The organism is Micromonospora sp. NPDC047738, from assembly GCF_040642675.1.
In the GTDB taxonomy this organism is placed as follows: domain Bacteria; phylum Actinomycetota; class Actinomycetes; order Mycobacteriales; family Micromonosporaceae; genus Micromonospora.
The window spans coordinates 150,254-170,014 of record NZ_JBEYSO010000014.1 but is presented as its reverse complement, the minus strand read 5'-3'; the positions used below and the strand labels follow the sequence as shown (position 1 = coordinate 170,014).

Here is a 19,761-nt window from a genome sequence, read left to right as displayed (position 1 = left end):
CGGGGGAGCAGGTCGGTGCCGGTGACCCGCCAGCGGCGTACGGGTTCGTTGATGACCACGGCGAGGCGGTTCAGCTCGCCGGTCCATTCGACGGCGGGTGGGAGCACGCCGTGTTCGATGACGGTGGTGCGGGTGGCGCCGTTGTCCCAGAACAGTTCGTTGAAGTGGGTGACGTGGGCGATGGTCAGGTCGTCCCGGTCGGCCATCGGGTGGCGGGTGTTCGGCACGTCGCCCTTGGGGGTGTTGTGCTCGACATAGATCGCCGGCACCTCGCGGCCGGGGCGGCGGCCCAGCCACTGCTCGGCCAGCTCCAGCTCCTCGGGCCGTTGCAGGACGACCAGGTCCACCTCGGCCCGCCCCAGTTCCTGCGGGGTCACCTCCACGGCGTTCGCCGGCCAGGCGTACGTCCGCGCCCGCCCGCGGCCGTACGGACCCCGATCGGGGGTGACCGGCACCAGGTAGCGGTGTCGTCCGTGGACGAACGACGTCGTCCAGGAGCCGTGTACGTGCCACAGCAGAACGTTCATGCCTCTCCTCACGATCGGGCTGGTCGGGGCGCGGCGGACACGGCGGTCAGTCGGGCGGGTCGAGGAGCCGCACGGCGGCAACCACCTCGGCCGGGTCGACGCCGGCCAGACAGGGGTGCCCGGCGACCGGGCAGACGGCCGCGCGGGTGTCCCGGCAGGCCGCCCCGGCGTCGCCGAGCCGGACGGTCGCCACCCGGTACGGTCCCCACTGTCCGAACGGGACGGTGGGGGCGAAGAGGCTGACCACCGGGGTACCCACGGCCGCGGCGAGGTGGGCCGGCCCGGTGTTGCCGACCACCAGGCAGCGGGCGCCGGCGATGATCCGGACGAGCCCGGTGAGGTCCGTCGTCCCGCCGACGTCCACGCCGCCGGCGGCGGCGACCCGCGCGGTCAGGTCCCGCTCGTCCGGCCCGCCGGTGACGACGACCCGGCGCCCGTCGGCGACCAGGGCGGCCACGATCTCGGCGCAGCGATCCGCCGGGCAGGCCCGGGCCGGCACCGACGAGCCGGGGTGCACCACCACGTAGTCGTCGGTCGGTGCGGGGACCCGGTGGTCCGGCGCGGATTCCGTCCCGGTCGGTGGCTCCAGGTCGTCCCGCAGTCGTAGTCCCGGTTCGTCGTCGGTGGGGAGGGTGTATCCGGCGGCGGCGGCGAGGGAGAGGGCTCGTTCGGGTTCGGGTATGCCGGTGGGGACGTGGTGGCGGATGTTGAGCAGGGTGCCGGGGTAGTCGTCGCTGATGGCGCTGATGTGGGGTATGCCGGCGATGCGTAGGAGCAGGGCGAGGGGTAGGGGGGATTGGTGGAAGGAGGTGAAGATGATTGCTTCGTCGGCGTGGGTGGTGGTGAGTCGGGTGGTGAGGTGGTGCATGTCGTGGGGGTCGACGGGTTGGGGGTTGGCGTCGATCCAGGGCAGTGGCCATTCGATGATTTCGTCGATGCCGGGTAGCAGGTCGGCGGCTGCGCGGCCTTGTGGTCCGCAGAGCAGTACGACGCGGTCGGCGCCGGCTGCGACGGCGCGGATGCCGGGGCCGGTGACCAGCACGTCCCCGGCCGCGTCGCTGCGCACCACGAGGACCGTCCCGGCCCGCCCGGCGCGGGGCGCGACCGGCCGGATCGCCCGCATCCGGCGCAGGATCTCGTCCACCGCGGCGGGCAGGTCCCGGGCCACGGTCGGCGCCTCGGTGACCTCCTCCGGGCGGGTGACCGGGGTGGGGACCAGGATGCCGGTCGCCCCGGCGGCGAGCGCGGCGGTCATGTCGGCGCCGATGTCGCCGACCAGCACGCACCGGGTCGGCGTGGTGCCGAGCGCCCGGGCGGCGGCGTGCACCAGACCCGGCGCCGGCTTGCGGCAGCCGCAGCCGTCGGTGTCCTCGTGCGGGCAGATCTGCCAGTCGTCGAAGGGGCCGAGCAGTTCCTCCACCCGGGCGTTGACGGCGCGCATCTGCCGCTCGGTGAAGTAGCCCCGGGCCAGGCCGGACTGGTTGCTGACCACGGCCAGGCGCAGCCCGGCCGCGCGCAACCGGTCCAGCGCCTCCCGCGCGCCGGGCACCGGGCGGACCTTCTCCGGGTCGCCGTTGTAGGGCACGTCCTCGACGAGCGTGCCGTCCCGATCCAGCAGCACCGCGTCGAACAGGGCGGGACCGGGCGGCGTGTTGGCCGCCCAGTTGCCCGGGGCAAGCGAAGGGAACGTCATCGTCCCGCCTCGGGTCCGTCCGCCGTGACGATCGCCCCGGCGGGCTGCGAGCGGGCGTGCCACCAGCCGCGTACCCAGTGGACGACCGCGAGTGGCGGGATGAGCGCGCTGGTCGCCAGCATGGTGACGACCTCGTTGCGGGCACGCGGGCCGGGCGCGATGCGGACCCGGGCGAAGTCGGCGGTGCCGGCCGCCCAGGCCAGTCCGGCGACGAGGGCGGCCGCTCCGAGGTCGCGCCGCCGGGCGCCGGGACGGGCCACGGCGCGCAGCACGGCGACGGCCAGCGCGACCGCGCCGGACGTGGCGACCGCGACGTGCCCGGGCCGCCGGCCCGGGGGCAGGTCGAGCGCGGTCCGCCAGTTCGGGCCGTACAACCGGCGCAGCAGCGCGTCGTCGGCGTTGCCGCGCTGGGTGCGCAGGCTCACCCAGCGGCCCTCGGGGCGTACCGGATGGGTGACCCGGCGCTGGCCGCGGACCAGGTCCCAGCCGGCCAGCCGGACCCGGTGAGCCAGTTCGGCGTCCTCCCGATAGGCCCGGGGGAAGCGCTCGTCGAACCCGCCGACGGCCGCGAGGGCGGCCCGACGGTAGGCCATGTCGGCGGTGATCCACCTACCCTCGGCCAGACCGGCGGTGGCGCGTTCCCAGTCGGTGGGGCGGCGGTCCGCCGGCAGCGGCACGGTCACCACGCCCTGCACCCCGCCGATCCGGCCGGGCACCGCGAGGTCGGCGCGCAGCCGCCGGGCCCAGTCCGGCGCCGGCACCACGTCGTCGTCCAGGAAGACCACCCACTCGCCGCGGGCGGCCCGCCAGCCCAGGTTGCGGGCCGCCGCCGGGCCCGCGCCACGACCGGTCAGCACCTTCGTGTACGCCGCCAGCGCCCCCGGCACGGCCAGTTCCCCGGTCTCGTCGCGCCGGTCGTCGACCAGCAGCAGTTCGGCCCCGGGCAGGTCGCCGAGCTGACCGGCGAGGGTGTCCAGCAGCACGGCCAGGCTAGGCCGGCCGAGCGTAGGCACCACCACGCTGATCACCGGCCACCGCCCAGCGCCCGGCGGTGCACCGCGAACGGACCGAGGGCGAGCAGGTCCACCGGCGCGGAGCCGAACAGCTCCAGCGCCTCCCGTGGGGTGTCCACCATCGGCCGCCCGGCGGTGTTCAGCGAGGTGTTGACCACCACCGGCAGCCCGGTGCGCCGCTCGAACTCGGCCAGCAGTTCGGCCACCAGTGGCTCGGTGTCGGCGTGCACGGTCTGTACCCGGGCGGTGCCGTCGACGTGGGTGACCGCCGGGATGCGGTCCCGCCACTGCGCCTTCACCCGATGCACGAAGAGCATGTACGGGCTGGGGTAGACGCCCTCGAAGAGCTCCGCGAAGCGTTCCGCGCGGACCATCGGGGCGATCGGCCGGAACTGTTCCCGGCCTTTGACGTCGTTCATCCGGCGGGTGGTGTCCGGGTCGCCGGGGTGGGCGAGCAGGGACCGGTGGCCCAGCGCCCGCGGGCCGTATTCGCTGCGCCCCTGGTACCAGGCGACGATGCCGTTGTCGGCGAGCACCCGGGCCGCCTCTGCGGCGATCGACGCCGGCCGGCGGTACGGCAGCGCCGCCCGCCGCAGCTCGGCCTCCAGTTCCTCGTCCGACCAGCCGCGGCCCAGGTCCACCCCGGCGATCGGAGTGGACCGGTCGCCCAACTCGCCGGCCACGTGCAGGGCCGCGCCCAGGGCGGTGCCCGCGTCGCCGGCCGCCGGCTGCACCCAGACGTCCCGGAACGGCCCCTCGGCGGCGAGCCGGGCGTTGGCCACGCAGTTCAGCGCCACCCCGCCGGCCAGGGCCAGGGTGCCGGTGCCGCCGGTGGTGTCGTACAGCCAGCGGGACAGGTCGAGGACGACCTCCTCCAGCCGGGCCTGCACGCTGGCGGCGAGGTCGGCGTGGTCGTCGGTCATCTCGCCGTCGGCGGTGCGCGCCTTGGCCATGCCGGCCCAGTCGATCCGTTCGACGTGGAACCCGCCGTCGTCGGTGACCCGGACCAGCTCACGGAGCATGCCCAGATGCGTCGGCCGGCCGTACGAGGCGAGCGCCATCACCTTGTACTCGTCGTTGGAGTGCAGGAAGCCGAGGTGCCGGGTCAGGTCCTCGTACAGCAGGCCGAGCGAGTGCGGGAGTTGTTGGGCGTACAGGGATGACAGCCGTCCGTCGCGGTAGACGCCGGCCAGGTGGCTGGCCACCTCGCCGCGCCCGTCGAGCACCAGCACCGCGGTGTCGTCGCCGGCCGGCGGGGCGGCCAGCCCGGCGGAGGCGGCGTGCGCCACGTGGTGCGGCACGAACCGCACCTTCTCCGGGTCGAGCCCGGGCAGGGCGGCGGCGAGGAACTGCGGGGCCTGCTTGGCGTAGTCGACCCGCAGCCAGTCCCACGGGTCGTCGAGGCCCAACTCGGTCGCGTCCCGGCAGAGTCCGGGGTCGAAGGAGTACGCGACCGCGTCGAGGCTGTCGACGTCGATCCCGGCGCTGGTCAGACACCAGGCGGCGGACAGCTCGGGCAGCTCCCAGGCGGCGAAGGGCACCGGGCGCTTGCCGTGCTTACGGCGGCTGAACCGCTCCTCTTCGGCAGCGGCCACCACCCTGCCGTCGACCACGAGGGCAGCTGCGGGGTCGTGGAAGATCGCGTTGATTCCGAGGACGCGCATGGGAAGTCCCCTACCCCCGCGAACACTGCCTAACCTGAGATCATCGACTTCTCCAGGGGAGTTCGATGTCACCTGTGGAGTCTCGGATCAGTGACCAAAGTCCCTGGTTGACGGCGTAGGAGGGGGCCAAACTGGGCAGAGACGTGTGGCCGGCTCCGGTTTGTGGCCCGCCTCGTCCGAACTGACCTTCGGGAGGTGACCGGTTGTGTCGACGTCATCGCTGCCCGCGCTGGCCGAGGAGCAACTCACGCTGGCTCGCGCAACCGGCAGCGGGCGCAGCGCCCGGACGATCCACGGCGGTGCCGACACGCCGCTGCGGCAGACCCTGGTCGCCCAGGACCGGTCCTGGCCCGGCGAGACGGGGGACCTACTGGTGATCCCGGACGCCCGGCACGCGCTGCACGCCGACGAGGATTCCGTGGTGCTGCTCACGGTGGCCCGCGGATGAGCATCGCGCCGCCCGCCGCAGCCAGACCGGGGGCCGCCGGCCGGCAGCGGGGTCGCCGGCACCGCTGGCTGCCGCCGCAGCACGGCGCCTGGGCCATGCTGCTCCTCCCGTACGCCACGGCGGTCTGCGTCGCCGGGCTCCGGTGGCCGCACCTGCCGCTGCTCGGTGCCTGGCTGGCCGGCTACCTCTTCTCCTACTACGCCCTGCTGGTCGTGAAGACCGGCCGCGCCGACCGGGTACGCCCCCAGCTGCTGCTCTACGGCGCCGCGGCCGCGCTGCTGGTCACGCCGGTACTGCTGGCCCGGCCCGCGGTCCTCGGCTACGCCCCGCTCTACGCCCTGCTCGCGGCCGTCAACATCGGGTACGCCCGGCAGCGTCGCGAGCGGGCCCTGCTCAACGATCTCGCCTCGGTGGCGCAGAGCGTGCTCATGGTGTTCGTGGTGGCCACCGTCGCCGGAGTCCCGCCCGCCGGGCTGGCCGGGGTGGCGGGCGCCGTCGCCGCGTATCTGGTCGGCACGGTGCTCTACGTCAAGACGATGATCCGGGAGCGGGAGAGCGTCGGCTACCGGTGGGCGTCCGGGGCGTACCACCTCGCGGCGGTCGTGGTGGCGGTGGCCTACTGGGGCCCGGCGGTGGCGGGGGTCTTCGCGCTGCTGCTGCTCCGCGCGGCGCTGCTGCCGGGCCGGCGGCTGGCCCCGGTCCGGGTCGGGCTGGTCGAGCTGGTCGGCTCGCTGCTGGTGTTCGCCGCCGTGGTCGGGCACTGGGCCTGACGGCCGGCAGGTCGGGCGTCTGCCTGGCGTGCTGCCGAGAACTGTGGGTGACACGCCTCCGCGGAAACTCGATGTCACCCAGCGTGACCCCAGCGCGTGGCGCCCCCGTGGGCCCTGATCTGGCCGCAATCTCCTGACCAGCGAAAATCCGTGCGCTAGCTCCGGTGCCGAAACATCCCCCACCCGGCTTTGCTCTGCAGCCATAGACGCAGCAGCGAACCATGAGTGACTGCTGCGTCCGTGGCTGCAGAGCAAAGGGCGCGGGCCGGTGGTTGCGGGAGGCCGGCTGTGGTCACTTAGCGTGACCGTGGCCACGCCGGTCGGGGCCGGCATGGCGAGGGGCCGGTGCCGGGCATCGCCCCGGCACCGGCCCCGGGTCTTCGGGCCCGTGCGGCTCAGCCGTGCAGCATCCCCGGGCCGAACACCTCGTAGGCGATCCGCTCCGCCGGCACGCCCCGGCGCAGCAGTGCGCCGCGGACCAGGGTCATGAACGGCACCGGCCCGCAGAGATGCACGTACGCCCCGGGGGCCAACGGAATCCGCGCCGGATCGACGAGACCGCTGGCGACCTCCGCCTTCAGCCCGGCCATCTCACCGTCGGCGGCGTCCTCGTACCACAGGCGCACCGACAGGTTCGGCAACTGCTCCTGGAGGCCGGGCAGTTCGTGGCGCAACGCGTGCGCGGCGCCGGCCCGGTCGGCGTGCACCAGCACCACCTCGCGCTCGGGCGCGACGGCGGCCAGATGCGCCAGGGCGGCCATCGAAGGAGTGAGTCCGATGCCGGCGCTGACCAGCAGCAGCGGAGCCTCGTCGCCGACCGCGCTGACCTCGCCGAACGGCGGGCTCAGCCGCAGCTTGTCGCCCGCCTCCACCCGCTCGTGCAGGTAGCTGGACACCATGCCGTCGGGCGCGCCCGCGGTGCCGGACACCCGCTTCACGGTGATCCGCCAGTGCTCGGCGCCGGGCCGGCCGGAGAGGCTATATTGCCGGATCTGCTGTCCCCGGCCGCCGTCGAGGTCCACCGCGACCGAGACGTACTGGCCCGGGGTGAAGCCGGGCATCGGGCCGCCGTCGGCCGGGACCAGGGTGAACGAGACCACGTCGGCGGTCTCCCGGGTCGTCTCCGCCACCCGCCACGGCCGCCACACCGAGTCGTGCTCCGTCACCCCGGCGACCGTGTAGAGCCGGGCCTCCCGGGCGATCAGCTCGCAAGCCAGCAGCCAGTAGACCTCGTCCCAGGCCGCCGCGACCTCGGGGGTCACCGCGTCGCCGAGCACCTCGCCGACCGCGGCGAGCAGGTGCCGCCCGACGATCGGGTACTGGGTGGCGGTGATGCCGAGCGCGGCGTGCTTGTGGGCGACCCGGTCCATGATCGGCCCCCACGGCACCGGGCTACCCCCGATCAGGTGCTCGGCGTACGCGACCACGGCGGCGGCGAGCGCGGCCTTCTGCTGCCCGGTGGCCTGGTTGCCTCGGTTGAAGATGTCCAGCAGCTCCGGGTGGGCGTCGAACATCCGCTGGTAGAACCGGCCGGTGATCGCCTCACCGTGGGTCTGCACGGCGGGCAGGGTCGCCGCCACCACCGCTGCTGAGGATTCCGAGAGCACGACTACTCCTTCGGACAGGGATTGGATCGCGCCCAACTGAACAGGAATCTGGGATTCCGCTTCAGGGTCGAAGGTCCCGGACGGGAAATGATCCAGGTCACCCGCCGGCTCCGGCTGGTCGGCCTGTGCCGGGTCGTCCGGTGGCTGGCTAGGGTCGGGTGGTGAAGCTCAACCGGTCGACGGACATGGCCCTGCGGACCGCCATGCTCACGGCCGCGTCTCCGGCCCGGACGACCGTGGAGGAGCTCGCCACCCGGCTCGCGCTGCCCCGCAGCCACGTCGCCAAGGTCGTGCAGCGGTTGCAGCGGCTCGGGGTGCTGGTGACCACCCGCGGTCGCTCCGGCGGGGTGGCCTTCGCCGAGCAGGCCGGCGAGTTGACCGTCGGGCTGGTGGTCCGGGCCTTCGAGGGGGACGGCGAGGTGGTCTCCTGCGAGCAGCCGGCCTGCCCGCTGGTCGCCGGCTGCCGGCTCCGCGGTGAACTGCGCCGGGCCCAGGCCGCCTTCCTCGCCGTGCTCGACGGGGTACGCCTCGGCGACCTGGTGGACGGCTCCGCCAGCCAGATCCTGCTCAGCCTCGGGGCGCCGCCCGCCCGCAACGCGAGCCTCGGGTCGTAGCTCCCGGTGAGCACCGATCGGCCGGATCGCCCTCGGCCGATCGTTCGGGGAAGACAACCGGCAGGTCAAGCGGTTGTGCTGCACGGACGCCTCCTCGCCTCCGGACGCCCACGACCGGGCGGTGGCAGAGACCCCGGACGCGGCCAAACCGGACGCCGCACCCACCCGGTGCCACGGCTCTGTCGGATCGCCGGGCTAGGCTCGCTGCGGCGCGCCGCGCGAGGCGATCAAGCCGGTGAGCGGCACCACACCGCCGAGACCTGGGAGTACGACCAGTTGACCGCACAGCCTGAGACCCTGTACGGGGCCGACGACCTGACGCACCTGGAGGGGCTGGACGCTGTCCGCAAGCGCCCCGGCATGTACATCGGCTCGACCGACAGCCGTGGCGTGGGTCACCTCGTCAACGAGATCCTCGACAACTCCACCGACGAGGGTGTCGCGGGTCACGCCACCAAGATCGACGTGATCCTGCACGCCGACGGCTCGGTGCAGGTCGACGACGACGGGCGGGGCATCCCCACCGACGTGCACGCCAAGTCCGGCATCTCCGGCGTCGAGCTGGTGCTGACCCGGCTGCACGCGGGCGGCAAGTTCGGCGGCTCGGGCTACAAGACCTCCGGCGGGCTGCACGGCGTGGGCGCCTCCGCGGTCAACGCGCTCTCCCGGCGGTTCGACGTCACGGTCCGCCGCGGTGGCAAGATCCACTCGATGTCGTTCCGGCACGGCGTACCCGGGATCTTCGACGGGGACGGCCCGGACGCGGCGTTCACGCCCGGCCCCGGCCTGCAGATCGTCGGCGCGATGAAGCGCCGCCAGCCGACCGGCACCTCGATCCGTTGGTGGCACGACCCGCGCTACTTCGAGACCGGCGCGACGCTGGACACCGAGGCGGTCCGGCTCAAGCTGCGCAACACCGCCTTCCTCGTCCCCGGCGTGGCATACCGGCTGCGCGACGAGACGGGGGAGGAGGTCGTCGAGGAGAGCTTCCACTTCCCCAACGGCCTCACCGACATGGTGGAATACCTCGCCCCGGCCGGCGACCGCCCGGTCTCCGGCACGCTGCTGGTCACCGGCGAGGGGACCTACCGGGAGAACGCCGCCGACGCCAACGGCGTGATGCAGTCCAACGTGCAGCGCCGGGCCGAGGTCGAGGTCGCGTTCCGCTGGGGCACCGGCTACGAGCGCACCGTCGAATGCTTCACCAACACCATCCGCAACGCGCACGGCGGCACCCACCGCAAGGGCTTCGAGCGGGCCCTGGCGCGTACCCTCGCCGAGGCTGCCCGCAACACCCGCGGCCTGCTCAAGCCCAAGGAGGACGCGCCCACCCTGGACGACGTCCTGGAGGGCATGACCGCGGTGGTGCACGTGCGGATCCCGGAGCCGCAGTTCACCTCGCAGACCAAGGACGAGCTCTCCACCGCCGGCATCACCAAGGTGCTGCAGGGCCTGGTCGAGCAGCACCTCAAGGCCTGGCTGGAGGACCGGAAGACCAAGGCCGAGGCCCGGACGGTGCTGCAGAAGATCGTCGACGCGGCGCGGGTGCGGCTCACCCAGAAGCAGCAGAAGGACGCCGCCCGGCGTAAGACCGCGCTGGAGGGCGCGTCGATGCCGGCCAAGCTGGTCGATTGCCGGGCCACCGGGGTGGACCGCAGCGAGCTGTTCATCGTGGAGGGCGACAGCGCCCTCGGCACCAGTCGGATGGCCCGCTCCTCCGAATACCAGGCCCTGCTGCCCATCCGCGGCAAGATCCTCAACGTGCAGAAGGCCAACCTCCAGCAGGTGCTGGACAACGCCGAGTGCGCGGCGATCGTGCAGGTGCTCGGCGCCGGCTCCGGGCGTACCTTCGACCTGTCGGCGATGCGCTACGGCCGGGTCCTCATCATGGCCGACGCGGACGTCGACGGCGCGCACATCCGTACCCTGCTGATCACGCTCTTCGCCCGGTACATGCGACCGCTGATCGAGGCCGGGCGGCTCTACGCGGCCATGCCACCCCTGCACAAGATCACTACCAAGGGGCGCAACCCGCAGACCATCTACACCTACACCCAGGCCGAGATGGAGGCGACGGTCCGCAAGCTGGAGAAGGCCGGCAAGCAGATCGTCACCCCGATCCCGCGCTTCAAGGGCCTCGGCGAGATGGACGCCGACGAGCTCTGGGAGACCACCATGAACCCGGCCACCCGAGCGGTCCGCCGGATCACCCTCGACGACGTCGAGGCCGCCGAGCAGATCCTCGAACTGCTCATGGGGGAGAAGGTCGAACCCCGCCGCAACTGGCTCATCGACTCGGCCGACCGGGTCGACCGCGAAGCCATCGACGCCTGACCACCGGGTTCGTTTCGGAAGGAAAGCTGAACCATGGCACGCCGTAGGGACGACCGCGCCCGCGCCGACCTGTCCGCGTTCGACCAGGCCGGTGCGCGGGTCTTCGACAACCCGCTGATCACCGAGGTCTCCGACTCCTACCTGGAGTACGCCTTCTCGGTCATCCACTCCCGCGCCCTGCCCGACGCGCGGGACGGCCTCAAGCCGGTGCACCGGCGCATCCTCTGGTCGATGTACGAGCAGGGCCACCGCCCCGACCGGGGGCATGTGAAGTCTGCCCGAATTGTCGGGGATGTGATGGGTAAGTACCATCCGCACGGCGACGCCGCGATCTACGACGCGATGGTCCGCCTTGCCCAGGACTTCTCGCTCAACGCCCCGCTCATCGATGGGCATGGAAACTTTGGAAGCCCAGACGATGGACCGGCCGCGGCGCGTTACTGCGTCACAGGTGACACTCGTATCCGTCTCGCCGATGGCACCAGTCCCCGCATCGAAGACCTTGTGTCACTTCCGTCGGACAGTGAGGCGGATGCCGACTTCGAGGTAGTTGACAAGGATGGAAAGTTTGTCCATGTCAACAAGGTCTTTAACTCCGGCGTGCATCCGACGATTCGGATTACGACGGAGGCGGGCTTCTCGCTTCGCGGTAGCGAGAATCATCTCGTGCTCTGCCTGGAAGCGCCGATGGGCGTCCCCGTCTTTCAGTGGCGACGCCTCGATGAAGTCGCCGCCGGCACGGTTGTCTGTGTCGCGCGCAACGCCTGGGCCCAGGTGATCCCGGCCGCCCGCGAGTACATGTTGGGTGTTCTCGGTGGCGCGTGGGCCTCTGAAGGCTTCGCAAGCGGCTCTCGCGCCGGCTTCAGCAACACTGACGAGCATTTCTTCGGGGAAGTTCTGCACGCATACGACCAGGTCGTCGGCGGCCGGCGCTATGTGAGCGAGCGGCACACCCGCGGGGATCGTAAGCGTATCCAGGAACTGGATGTCCAGGACTTCGCCGGCGGTATGGAAGCCTTCCGGGCGAGTCCTCTGGCCGAGTTCATCGGCCACCAGGCGCGAGAGAAGTTCGTACCCCAGTTCGTCTGGAACGGCGGATGGGGAGTGAAGCGCGCTTTCCTGATGGCCCTCTTCGAGGGTGACGGCGGGGTCCGGGTCGCGAACAGCAGCTTCACGATTCAGTACACCAGCTATAGCGAACGACTAACTCGGGAAGTTCAGGAGCTGCTGGCGGAGTTCGGCGTCATCGCCTGTCGGCGTCAATACACGCGTCCCAGTGGTTCCGTGGAGCACCGACTGGTTGTTTCCGGTCTTCGAAACATCAAGGCTTTCGCCAACCGGGTCGGCTTCCTCCGCACGAAGCAGGCAGTGTTGAACCAGGTGCTGGGGCATGCGCCGCTGCGTCCACATCGCCTTAGCCAGGATCACGTCCCATTCGTCGCTGACTACGTGCGCAGCGCCCTCGACTTCGACCGCAGAGGCAGCGGACGGAAGTGGCTGACGCAGCACAACTTCGACCGCGTCGAAAAGTGGGAGACCGAACGGCTCCGCATCATCGATCGGATCAAGGACACCGAGATCCTCGCGACCATCCTTCCGATCATGGACTCCGGGTATCGATTCGAGCAGATTGCCGAAGTGACGCGTGAGGAGCCAGCAGAGGTCTACTCGGTCCGGGTCGAGTCCGCTGATCACTCCTTCCTGGCCGGTGGCTTCGTCAACCACAACACCGAGGCCCGGATGTCCCGGGAGGCGATGCTGCTCGTCGGCGAGCTGGGCGAGGACACGGTCGACGTCGAGCCCAACTACGACGGCTCGCTCACCCAGCCCACCGTGCTGCCGGCAGCTTTCCCCAACCTGCTGGTCAACGGCGCGTCCGGGATCGCGGTCGGCATGGCCACCAACATGATCCCGCACAACCTGGGCGAGGTCGTCCAGGCGGCCCGTTGGCTGATCAACCACCCGGACGCCACGCTGGACAAACTCATGGAGTTCGTCCCCGGCCCGGACCTGCCGACCGGCGGGCTGCTGCTCGGCCTGGACGAGGTGCGCCGGGCGTACGAGACCGGCCGGGGCGTGGTGCGGATGCGCGGCCGGGTGGAGATCGGCCCGCTCGAGGGCAGCCGCGGCCGGCAGGCCATCACGGTCACCGAGCTGCCCTACGGCGTCGGTGCGGAGAAGGTCATCGCGGCCATCACCAACGAGGTCAACAAGACCAAGCGGCTCTCCGGCATCGCCGACGTCAAGGACCTCACCGACCGGGAGAACGGCACCCGTCTGGTCGTCGAGTGCAAGGTCGGGGTCAACCCGCAGGCGCTGCTCGCCGACCTCTACCGGCTCACCCCGCTGGAGCAGTCCTTCGGCGTGAACAACCTGGTCCTGGTGGACGGCCAGCCGCAGACCCTGGGGCTCAAGGAGCTGCTGGACGTCTTCCTCGCCCACCGGTACGAGGTGGTGACCCGGCGCAGCGCGTACCGCAAGCGCAAGCGCGAGGAGCGGCTGCACCTGGTCGACGGTCTGCTGATCGCCCTGCTCGACATCGACAAGGTGGTCAAGCTGATCCGGGCCAGCGAGGACGCCCAGGCCGCCAAGGACGGCCTGATGCAGAAGTTCAAGCTCTCCGAGATCCAGGCGACCTACATCCTGGACACCCCGCTGCGGCGCCTCACCAAGTACGACCGGCTGGAGCTGGAGGCCGAGCAGGAGAAGCTGCGCGCCGAGATCGCCGAGCTGTCGAAGATCCTCGACGACCCGAAGGTGCTGCGGAAGCTCGTCTCCGACGAGCTGGCCGCCGTGGTCAAGCAGTTCGGCGCCGAGCGCCGCACCACCCTGGTCGACGGGGACCTCAAGGAGGTGCTGGCCGCCTCCGTACCGGCCGGGCCGCTGGAGGTCGCCGACGACCCGTGCCAGGTGATCCTCTCCGCCACCGGGCTGGTCGCCCGGACCGCGGCCGAGTCGGAGGAGGCCACCGAGGGGCGCCGGCGCAGCGGCCGGGTCAAGCACGACGCGGTACGCGCCGTCGTCTCTTCCACCGCGCGGGGCCGGGTGCTCGTGGTCACCAGCGCCGGGCGGGCCTTCAAGATCGACGTACTGCCGCTGCCGGTGCTGCCCGAGCAGTCCGGCACGGTGTCGCTGCGCGGCGGCATGTCCGCGGCCGAGCTGGCGCCGCTGGCGCCGGGGGAGACCGTGGTGGGGCTGGCGCCGCTCGGCCCGTCCGCCGAGGGATCGCCCGGCCTGGCGCTGGGTACGCGGCAGGGCGTGATCAAGGTCTGCGCGCCCGAGTGGCCGGTCCGCTCGGACGAGTTCGAGGTGATCTCCCTGCGCGACGGCGACGAGGTGGTCGGGGCGACCTGGCTCACCGACGGCGCCGAGACGCTGGCGTTCGTCTCCTCGGAGGCGTCACTGCTGCGCTTCGCCGCGTCGCTGGTGCGCCCGCAGGGCATCAAGGGCGGCGGCATGGCCGGCATCAACCTGCCGGCCGGGGCGACGGTCGTCTTCTTCGGCGCGGTCCGCACCGACGATCCGGGGCACGGGGAGCCGATGGTGGTCACCTCGACCGGCGCCACGGTGAAGGTGACGCCGCTCAAGGCGTACCCGGCGAAGGGGCGGGCGACCGGCGGGGTGCGCGCGCAGCGGTTCCTCAAGGGCGAGGTGGACCTGGCGGTGGCCTGGGTCGGTCCGCGTCCGGTCGGCGCGACCGCCACCGGCGATCCGGTGGAACTGCCCCCGGCGGACCCCCGCCGCGACGGTTCCGGCTTCGCGGTCATGCTCGGCCCCACCGTCGTCGGCCACCAGATCGAACGCGACTGACCAGGCACCACGGCAGGGCCGGCGGCTCACGCCGCCGGCCCTGCCGCGTTTCCCCCCGTCCCGCGTGTTGATCATGAGGTTGGCGGTCCCGAAACGGACATCTCGCCCAGCCAACCTCATGATCACCGGGGTGGTCTCGGGGCGGGGGAACGGTCAGAGTTCGGGTTCGGGGGCGGGGCGGGATTCCGGCGTGGTGCCGCGGAGGCGGGCGATGAGGCGCATGCCGTGGTAGATGACCAGGGCAGCGGCGGTGCCGAGGGCGATGCCGCTGAACGACAGGTCGCCGGCGGTGAGGGTGTAGTTGGCCGCCCCGATGATCACCGCCACGGCGGCGGTCATCAGGTTGACCGGGTCGTGGAAGTCGACCCGGTTCTCGATCCAGATCCGCGCGCCGAGGATGGCGATCAGGCCGTAGAGGGCGGTGGTCGCCCCGCCCAGCACCCCGGCCGGCACGGTGAGGATCAGCGCGCCGAACTTCGGGCTCAGCCCGAGCAGCACCGCCGCCACGCCGGCCACCCAGTACGCGGCGGTCGAGTAGACCCGGGTCGCCGCCATCACGCCGATGTTCTCCGCGTACGTGGTGGTGCCGGAGCCACCGCCCGAGCCGGCGAGCACGGTGGCGATGCCGTCACCGAGGAACGCCCGGCCCATGTCCCGGTCGAGGTTGCGGCCGGTCATCGCGGCGACCGCCTTGACGTGCCCGGCGTTCTCCGCGATCAGCACCAGGATCACCGGGATGACCAGCACCACCGCCCGCAGGCTGAAGCTCGGGGCGTGCAACTGCGGCAGCCCCACCCAGGCGGCCTCCTTCAGCCCGGTGACCGCCTTCGGGTCGAGTTCGCCGAGGACCGCGGCGAGCACCCAGCCGACCACCACGCCGAGCAGGATGGAGAGCCGGGCGAGGAAGCCCCGGAAGAGCACCGTCGCGACCAGGATCGCGACCAGGGTGACCACCGCGATCAGCGGCTGCGCCTTCACGCCGGTGCCGCTGCCCCCGCCGTCCCAGGCCACCGGGGCCAGGTTGAGCCCGATCAGCGCGACGATGGCGCCGGTGACCACGGGCGGCATGAGCGCGTCGATCCAGCGTGCGCCGGCCCACTGCACCACCAGGCCGACCAGGGCCAGCACCGCGCCGACCACCACGATGCCACCCAGCGCCGCCGGGATGCCGCCGCTGGTCTTCGCGGCCAGCACCGGGGCGATGAACGCGAACGACGAGCCCAGGTACGACGGCAGCCGGTTGCCGGTGATCAGCAGGAACAGCAGCGTGCCGAGCCCGGAGAAGAAGAGCGTGGTGGCCGGCGGGAAGCCGGTGATCAGCGGCACCGTGAAGGTGGCGCCGAACATCGCGACGACGTGCTGCACGCCGACGCCGACGGTACGCGGCCAGGACAGCCGCTCGTCGGGATGCACCACGTCGCCGGGGCGGACGGACCGGCCGTCGCCGTGCAGGTGCCACGGGGACCAGCGGGGTCGTGGCTCGGTGGAGGACTGGGACATGCTCCGCCCTTCGCGTCGTCAGGTGACGGGGGCGTGATCGACCCTGAGGGTCGTTTGTAGCACGTCACGGATCCGCGTCCGGGTGTGGTGGGCCGGATCCGGCAGCGCCGGGGGCGTGCGCCGGCGCGGCCGAGCCGGTCGGGGTCAGGCGACGCCGGCCGGACGGAACTGGACGCTGATCCGGGGACCGACCGGGCGGGCGGTCTTGGGGATGGCGTGCTCCCAGGTGCGCTGGCACGACCCGCCCATCACCACCAGGTCGCCGTGGCCGAGCGGAAAGCGCAGGCTCGCCCCGCCGCCGCGGGGACGCAGCAGCAGCGGGCGTGGCGAGCCGAAGGACACGATGGCCACCATGGTGTCGCTGTGCGCGGAGCGGCCCAGGGTGTCGCCGTGCCAGGCGACGCTGTCGCGGCCGTCGCGGTAGAGGCACATGCCGGCGGTGACGAAGGGCTCGCCCAGTTCGTCCGCGTAGTGCCGGGTGAGCGCCGCGCGGGCCTCGGTGAGCACCGGGTGGGGCAGTGGGCGGCCGGCGCCGTACCAGCAGAGCAGGCGGGGCACGTCGACCTCGGTCTCGTACATGGTGCGGCGCTCGGCCCGCCAGGGCACGTCGCGCAGCAGCGTGTCGAGCACCCCGTCGGAGCCCCGCACCCAGCCCGGCAGGTGGTCGACCCACGCGCCGCGGCTCAGCTCGTGCCGGCGCGGCCCGCCGGCGAGCGGGCCCAGGGTCGGCCCCTGCTCGGCGAAGTCGAGCATCGAGGGCTGGTACGCGACGTCGGACACGACGCCGATCCTACCCCTCGATCGAACAGACGTACGAGGACTCTGGCCGCAGCTCGCCGGCGCCCCGATGGCCGGGCGGCCCGACGGCGCGGGAGGCGGTCCGGGGCGCCGGCGGGTAGGGTGCCCGGCGGCGGCGTCGCGGTGGAGCGCCGCCCCGGGTGGTCCCGGTGCCGCCCGTCGCCGACCGCCCGAGGAGGAGACGCGCTGATGATCCTGCTGACGGTCGGGCGTCCGGCATGACCAGTACGCCGACCGTGGCCCAGGCCGTCCGGCTGCCGTCGCTGACCGGGTTGCGGTGGGTCGCCGCCCTGCTGGTCTTCGGCTTCCATGCGGGGACCATGCGGATCGTTGCCGAGCCCGACTACCAGGCCGTGGTGAGCTGGCTGTTCACCCTCGGTCTGTCCGGTGTGGAGTTTTTCTTCATCCTCAGTGGGTTCGTGCTGGTGTGGTCGTACCGGGACGGTGAGCCCCGGCGTACCTTCCTGCGTCGCCGGCTCGCCAAGATCTACCCGAACCACCTGGTCACCTTCGTGGCCGCGCTGCTGGTCGCGTTCTGGTTCGCCGACCCGGTCGCTCCCTGGGCCGCGCTGGGCAACCTGGCCCTGGTGCAGGCCTGGAACCCCACCCCCGGCTACTTCTACAGCGTCAACACGGTGAGCTGGTCGCTCTCCTGCGAGCTCGCCTTCTATCTCTGCCTGCCGTTCGTGCTGCCCTACCTGCGTCGGTCGCGCACCGGGCTGCTCCGGGCGGTGGTGGTCGCCGCACCGCTACTCATCCTGGCCCTGTGGCCGGGTCAGCTGCTGGTGCCCGAGGAGGACCGGTGGTGGTTCACCCAGGTCTTCCCGGTGGCGCGGTCGCTGGAGTTCTGGATGGGCGTGGCCGCGGCGGAACTGATGCGCCGGGGCCGCTGGCGTGGCCCGAACCTCACCGTGGCCAGCCTGCTCTTCGTCGCCACCTGGGTGGTCGCCGCGCAGTGGGTCCGCGCGGAGCTCTGGGCGGCTCTGCTCGCGGTCGCGTACCTCCTGGTCATCACCGCCGCGGCCGACGCCGACGTGCACGGCCGGCGCACCCCGTGGCGGTCTCGTCCGATGGTCTGGCTCGGTGAGGTCTCCTTCGCGTTCTACCTGGTGCACGTGCTGGTGATGCAGGCCGTGCTGCGCCTGACCGGGCACTGGGGCGAGGGGCTGAGCGGCTGGTGGGGCCCGCTCGCGGTGCTCGGCTTCCTGCTGGGCAACCTGCTGCTCGCCGCCGCCCTGCACCGCTGGGTGGAGACGCCGATGATGCGCCGGCTGGGACCGCCCCGGCGGGCCCGCACGCAGGCCACCTCCGCCGCACCGGTCGAGGTCCGCGTCCCACGGCCCCGGTCGATCGAGTACGCGGGGCGGCGCGACCCGCGCTGAGCGGGCCGCAGGACCACACCCCCGCCGCCGGACCGGTGTCCACGGTGGCCGGTGCGCCTCTGCGGCGGTGCGACACGCCCGTGGACGGTGCGATACGGCCGGTTCGACGGTAATTTGGACCGGTGCTTCCGATCGCGCTCACCTGTCCCGTGTGGTGGGTGGCGCGCTGGACCGCGCGCATGCTGGCCAGCCTGGCCGTGGTCGTCGCCTGCTCGCTCGGCGCCGCCACGTTGCCCCTGGGCCCGGCCGCGGCGGCGCACGCGGCTCCCGCGACGGTCGCCGTCGACACCGCGACCCTTCGGGCCGGGCACCTCGGCGGCACCGAGTCCGCCGGCGCCGACCCCACCCTCCGGGCGCTGATCCGCTGGTCCGGCGGGGCCGCCGACGCGGTGGTCCGGGCCGGGACCGGAGCGCCCGGTCCCGCCGCGCGGATCGGGACCGGATCGGCTGCGGCGGCCGGGTGGACGTCGTCCGACGCGACCGGCGACCGGCAGGCAGTCCTGGCCAGCGCACCGGACTCGTTGGTGCGGGGTGTCGTGGTCGCCCCGGCCGACCGGCACCGCGTCCTGGTCGGGCTGGTCCCGGCGACCGTCGGCTCCCGGGCCCCGCCCGCCCGCTGACGAGCCCGGCGGGCCCGGCCCGCCCACGCCGTACCCGAACCTCACCCCGCACCGGCCCGGTGGCGCCCGTACCCGGTCGCGCCCCGCCCCGCCGGCCGTGCGGACCTCTCCACCACGTCGTTCCCGTGAGGTGCCGACCATGAAGCAGACCCTTCTCTACCACTTCCTGACCGAGATTCCCGTGGCCGCCGCCATCTGGTCGGCCCTGCTCGTGCTCGCCCTGGGCGTGCTCGCCGCCCTGGTCGCCCGGCCCGAGCGGGGGACTCCGCCGGATCCCGCCCCCGACCCGGCCGCCGTGGCGGCCGCCCGCCACGCCGACCTGCGCCGGTACGCCGATGAGGTGGCGGTCGCCGCCGCCGGGGCCCGGCAGACCGCGCGCCGGTGGCGCGAGCAGTGGCTGACCGCGCACGACGAGGTCGACCGGGCCTGGCGGGCGTACGACGAGGCCGAGGCGGCCGCCCGGCGGTTCGCGGGGGCCGCCGTGCTGCCCGAGCCGCGGACGCCCCGGACGCCGGCCGAGTACGCGGCCCGGGAGCGGTGGCTGCACCACGCCGCCATGACGGCGCACTGGCAGGGCGACCTGACTGCCCGGCAGCTCGCGGACGTCCTCGCCGGGCGCAACGGGTGGGACCCGCGCCGGCATCCGGCCGAGCAGGAGATCGCCCTGGCCCGGGTGGTACGCGACGGCCGGCGGGCCCGGTGGCGGGCGGCCGCCGAACGGGAGCGGCGGGCCTGGCGGGACGCCGAAGTGGCCGCCGAGGCGGCCCGGGTGCTGGCCGTGGAGGCGTACGCGGCCGCCGAGGCGGTGCGCCCCGGAGCGGTCCCGGTACGCCCCGCCGAGGCGGTGACCCAGACCCTCGCCCCGGTGTCGGCCGGCGCCGTCGCGGCGCACCCCGCACGGTGGCGTCCGGCGCGGGTCGGCTGAATCGTTATCCGAATTAGGTGAGCCCGGTCACGGCGACCGGGGAAACGGTCAACCGG

The 19,761-nt window shown here is 72.9% G+C and carries 13 protein-coding genes and 4 pseudogenes; 10 read left to right on the top strand and 7 right to left on the bottom strand.

All coding sequences use genetic code 11. From position 1 onward, the window contains the following. The 4 genes and pseudogenes from ABZ783_RS22500 to ABZ783_RS22485 all read right to left on the bottom strand — a co-directional run. Positions 1 to 527: pseudogene (locus tag ABZ783_RS22500) on the bottom strand (glycosyltransferase family 1 protein); the annotation flags it as partial. A 46-nt stretch (positions 528 to 573) separates the two neighbouring features. Then, positions 574 to 2,220 carry an HAD-IIIA family hydrolase gene (locus tag ABZ783_RS22495; RefSeq protein WP_357441423.1) on the bottom strand — a complete coding sequence of 549 codons (1,647 nt, stop codon included), beginning with the start codon at positions 2,218 to 2,220 and terminating at the stop codon, positions 574 to 576. Next, the gene (locus ABZ783_RS22490; protein ID WP_357441422.1) at positions 2,217 to 3,248 is read right to left on the bottom strand and encodes a glycosyltransferase; all 1,032 of its coding nucleotides are present in this window, start codon (positions 3,246 to 3,248) and stop codon (positions 2,217 to 2,219) included. Before ABZ783_RS22490 ends, ABZ783_RS22495 begins: the two co-directional genes overlap by 4 nt. Then, positions 3,245 to 4,897 (bottom strand): carbamoyltransferase C-terminal domain-containing protein, encoded by a 1,653-nt coding sequence (locus ABZ783_RS22485; protein ID WP_357441420.1) that lies wholly within the window; start codon positions 4,895 to 4,897, stop codon positions 3,245 to 3,247. The genes ABZ783_RS22490 and ABZ783_RS22485 overlap by 4 nt, the downstream gene beginning before the upstream one ends. Before the next feature lie 205 nt (positions 4,898 to 5,102). On the opposite strand from ABZ783_RS22485, the gene ABZ783_RS22480 reads away from it, so the two are divergent. Continuing rightward, positions 5,103 to 5,345 carry a LuxR family transcriptional regulator gene (locus ABZ783_RS22480; RefSeq protein WP_357441419.1) on the top strand — a complete coding sequence of 81 codons (243 nt, stop codon included), beginning with the start codon at positions 5,103 to 5,105 and terminating at the stop codon, positions 5,343 to 5,345. Continuing rightward, positions 5,342 to 6,115 carry a YwiC-like family protein gene (locus ABZ783_RS22475; protein WP_357441417.1) on the top strand — a complete coding sequence of 258 codons (774 nt, stop codon included), beginning with the start codon at positions 5,342 to 5,344 and terminating at the stop codon, positions 6,113 to 6,115. Before ABZ783_RS22480 ends, ABZ783_RS22475 begins: the two co-directional genes overlap by 4 nt. 395 nt (positions 6,116 to 6,510) lie before the next feature. Here ABZ783_RS22475 and ABZ783_RS22470 read toward each other — a convergent pair whose 3' ends face one another. Beyond that, on the bottom strand, positions 6,511 to 7,722 hold the full coding sequence (locus ABZ783_RS22470; protein WP_357441415.1) for a globin domain-containing protein: 1,212 nt from the start codon (positions 7,720 to 7,722) through the stop codon (positions 6,511 to 6,513). 161 nt (positions 7,723 to 7,883) lie between these two features. Here ABZ783_RS22470 and ABZ783_RS22465 point away from each other — a divergent pair, with 161 nt between their 5' ends. The 5 genes and pseudogenes from ABZ783_RS22465 to ABZ783_RS22445 form a co-directional block, all read left to right on the top strand. Next, entirely contained in the window at positions 7,884 to 8,336 is a 453-nt protein-coding gene (locus ABZ783_RS22465) for an Rrf2 family transcriptional regulator (RefSeq protein ID WP_357441414.1), read from the top strand. Positions 8,337 to 8,612: 276 nt separating this feature from the next. Beyond that, positions 8,613 to 10,670, top strand: coding sequence for a DNA topoisomerase IV subunit B (locus tag ABZ783_RS22460; RefSeq protein WP_357441413.1), 2,058 nt, complete (start codon positions 8,613 to 8,615; stop codon positions 10,668 to 10,670). 33 nt (positions 10,671 to 10,703) lie between these two features. Further along, positions 10,704 to 11,111: pseudogene (locus ABZ783_RS22455) on the top strand (DNA gyrase subunit A); the annotation flags it as partial. Between the two features lie 12 nt (positions 11,112 to 11,123). After that, positions 11,124 to 12,005, top strand: a pseudogene (locus ABZ783_RS22450) (LAGLIDADG family homing endonuclease); the annotation flags it as partial. A 393-nt stretch (positions 12,006 to 12,398) separates the two neighbouring features. Next, positions 12,399 to 14,480: pseudogene (locus ABZ783_RS22445) on the top strand (DNA gyrase subunit A); the annotation flags it as partial. 153 nt (positions 14,481 to 14,633) lie between these two features. On the opposite strand, the gene ABZ783_RS22440 reads toward ABZ783_RS22445, so the two are convergent. Both ABZ783_RS22440 and ABZ783_RS22435 read right to left on the bottom strand, forming a co-directional pair. Continuing rightward, positions 14,634 to 15,980, bottom strand: coding sequence for a solute carrier family 23 protein (locus ABZ783_RS22440; RefSeq protein WP_357441412.1), 1,347 nt, complete (start codon positions 15,978 to 15,980; stop codon positions 14,634 to 14,636). A 144-nt stretch (positions 15,981 to 16,124) separates the two neighbouring features. Beyond that, on the bottom strand, positions 16,125 to 16,760 hold the full coding sequence (locus ABZ783_RS22435) for an alpha-ketoglutarate-dependent dioxygenase AlkB (RefSeq protein WP_357441411.1): 636 nt from the start codon (positions 16,758 to 16,760) through the stop codon (positions 16,125 to 16,127). 236 nt (positions 16,761 to 16,996) lie between these two features. Between ABZ783_RS22435 and ABZ783_RS22430 the strand changes: the two genes are divergently transcribed. The 3 genes from ABZ783_RS22430 (at position 16,997) to ABZ783_RS22420 (ending at position 19,705) form a co-directional block, all read left to right on the top strand. Continuing rightward, complete coding sequence (locus ABZ783_RS22430; protein ID WP_357441409.1) at positions 16,997 to 18,160, top strand: acyltransferase; 1,164 nt, start codon at positions 16,997 to 16,999, stop codon at positions 18,158 to 18,160. A gap of 122 nt (positions 18,161 to 18,282) precedes the next feature. After that, positions 18,283 to 18,780, top strand: a complete 498-nt coding sequence (locus ABZ783_RS22425) for a hypothetical protein (protein ID WP_357441408.1) — start codon at positions 18,283 to 18,285, stop codon at positions 18,778 to 18,780. Positions 18,781 to 18,919: 139 nt separating this feature from the next. Next, positions 18,920 to 19,705: a hypothetical protein gene (locus tag ABZ783_RS22420; protein ID WP_357441406.1), complete on the top strand. Its 786-nt coding sequence runs from the start codon at positions 18,920 to 18,922 to the stop codon at positions 19,703 to 19,705. Positions 19,706 to 19,761: the final 56 nt, after the last annotated feature.

Coding starts and splice junctions, on each gene's coding strand:
- ABZ783_RS22420 (WP_357441406.1), top strand. CDS start 18,920: ATGAAGCAGACCCTTCTCTACCACTTCCTGACCGAGATTCCCGTGGCC.
- ABZ783_RS22495 (WP_357441423.1), bottom strand. CDS start 2,220: ATGACGTTCCCTTCGCTTGCCCCGGGCAACTGGGCGGCCAACACGCCG.
- ABZ783_RS22485 (WP_357441420.1), bottom strand. CDS start 4,897: ATGCGCGTCCTCGGAATCAACGCGATCTTCCACGACCCCGCAGCTGCC.
- ABZ783_RS22430 (WP_357441409.1), top strand. CDS start 16,997: ATGACCAGTACGCCGACCGTGGCCCAGGCCGTCCGGCTGCCGTCGCTG.
- ABZ783_RS22475 (WP_357441417.1), top strand. CDS start 5,342: ATGAGCATCGCGCCGCCCGCCGCAGCCAGACCGGGGGCCGCCGGCCGG.
- ABZ783_RS22440 (WP_357441412.1), bottom strand. CDS start 15,980: ATGTCCCAGTCCTCCACCGAGCCACGACCCCGCTGGTCCCCGTGGCAC.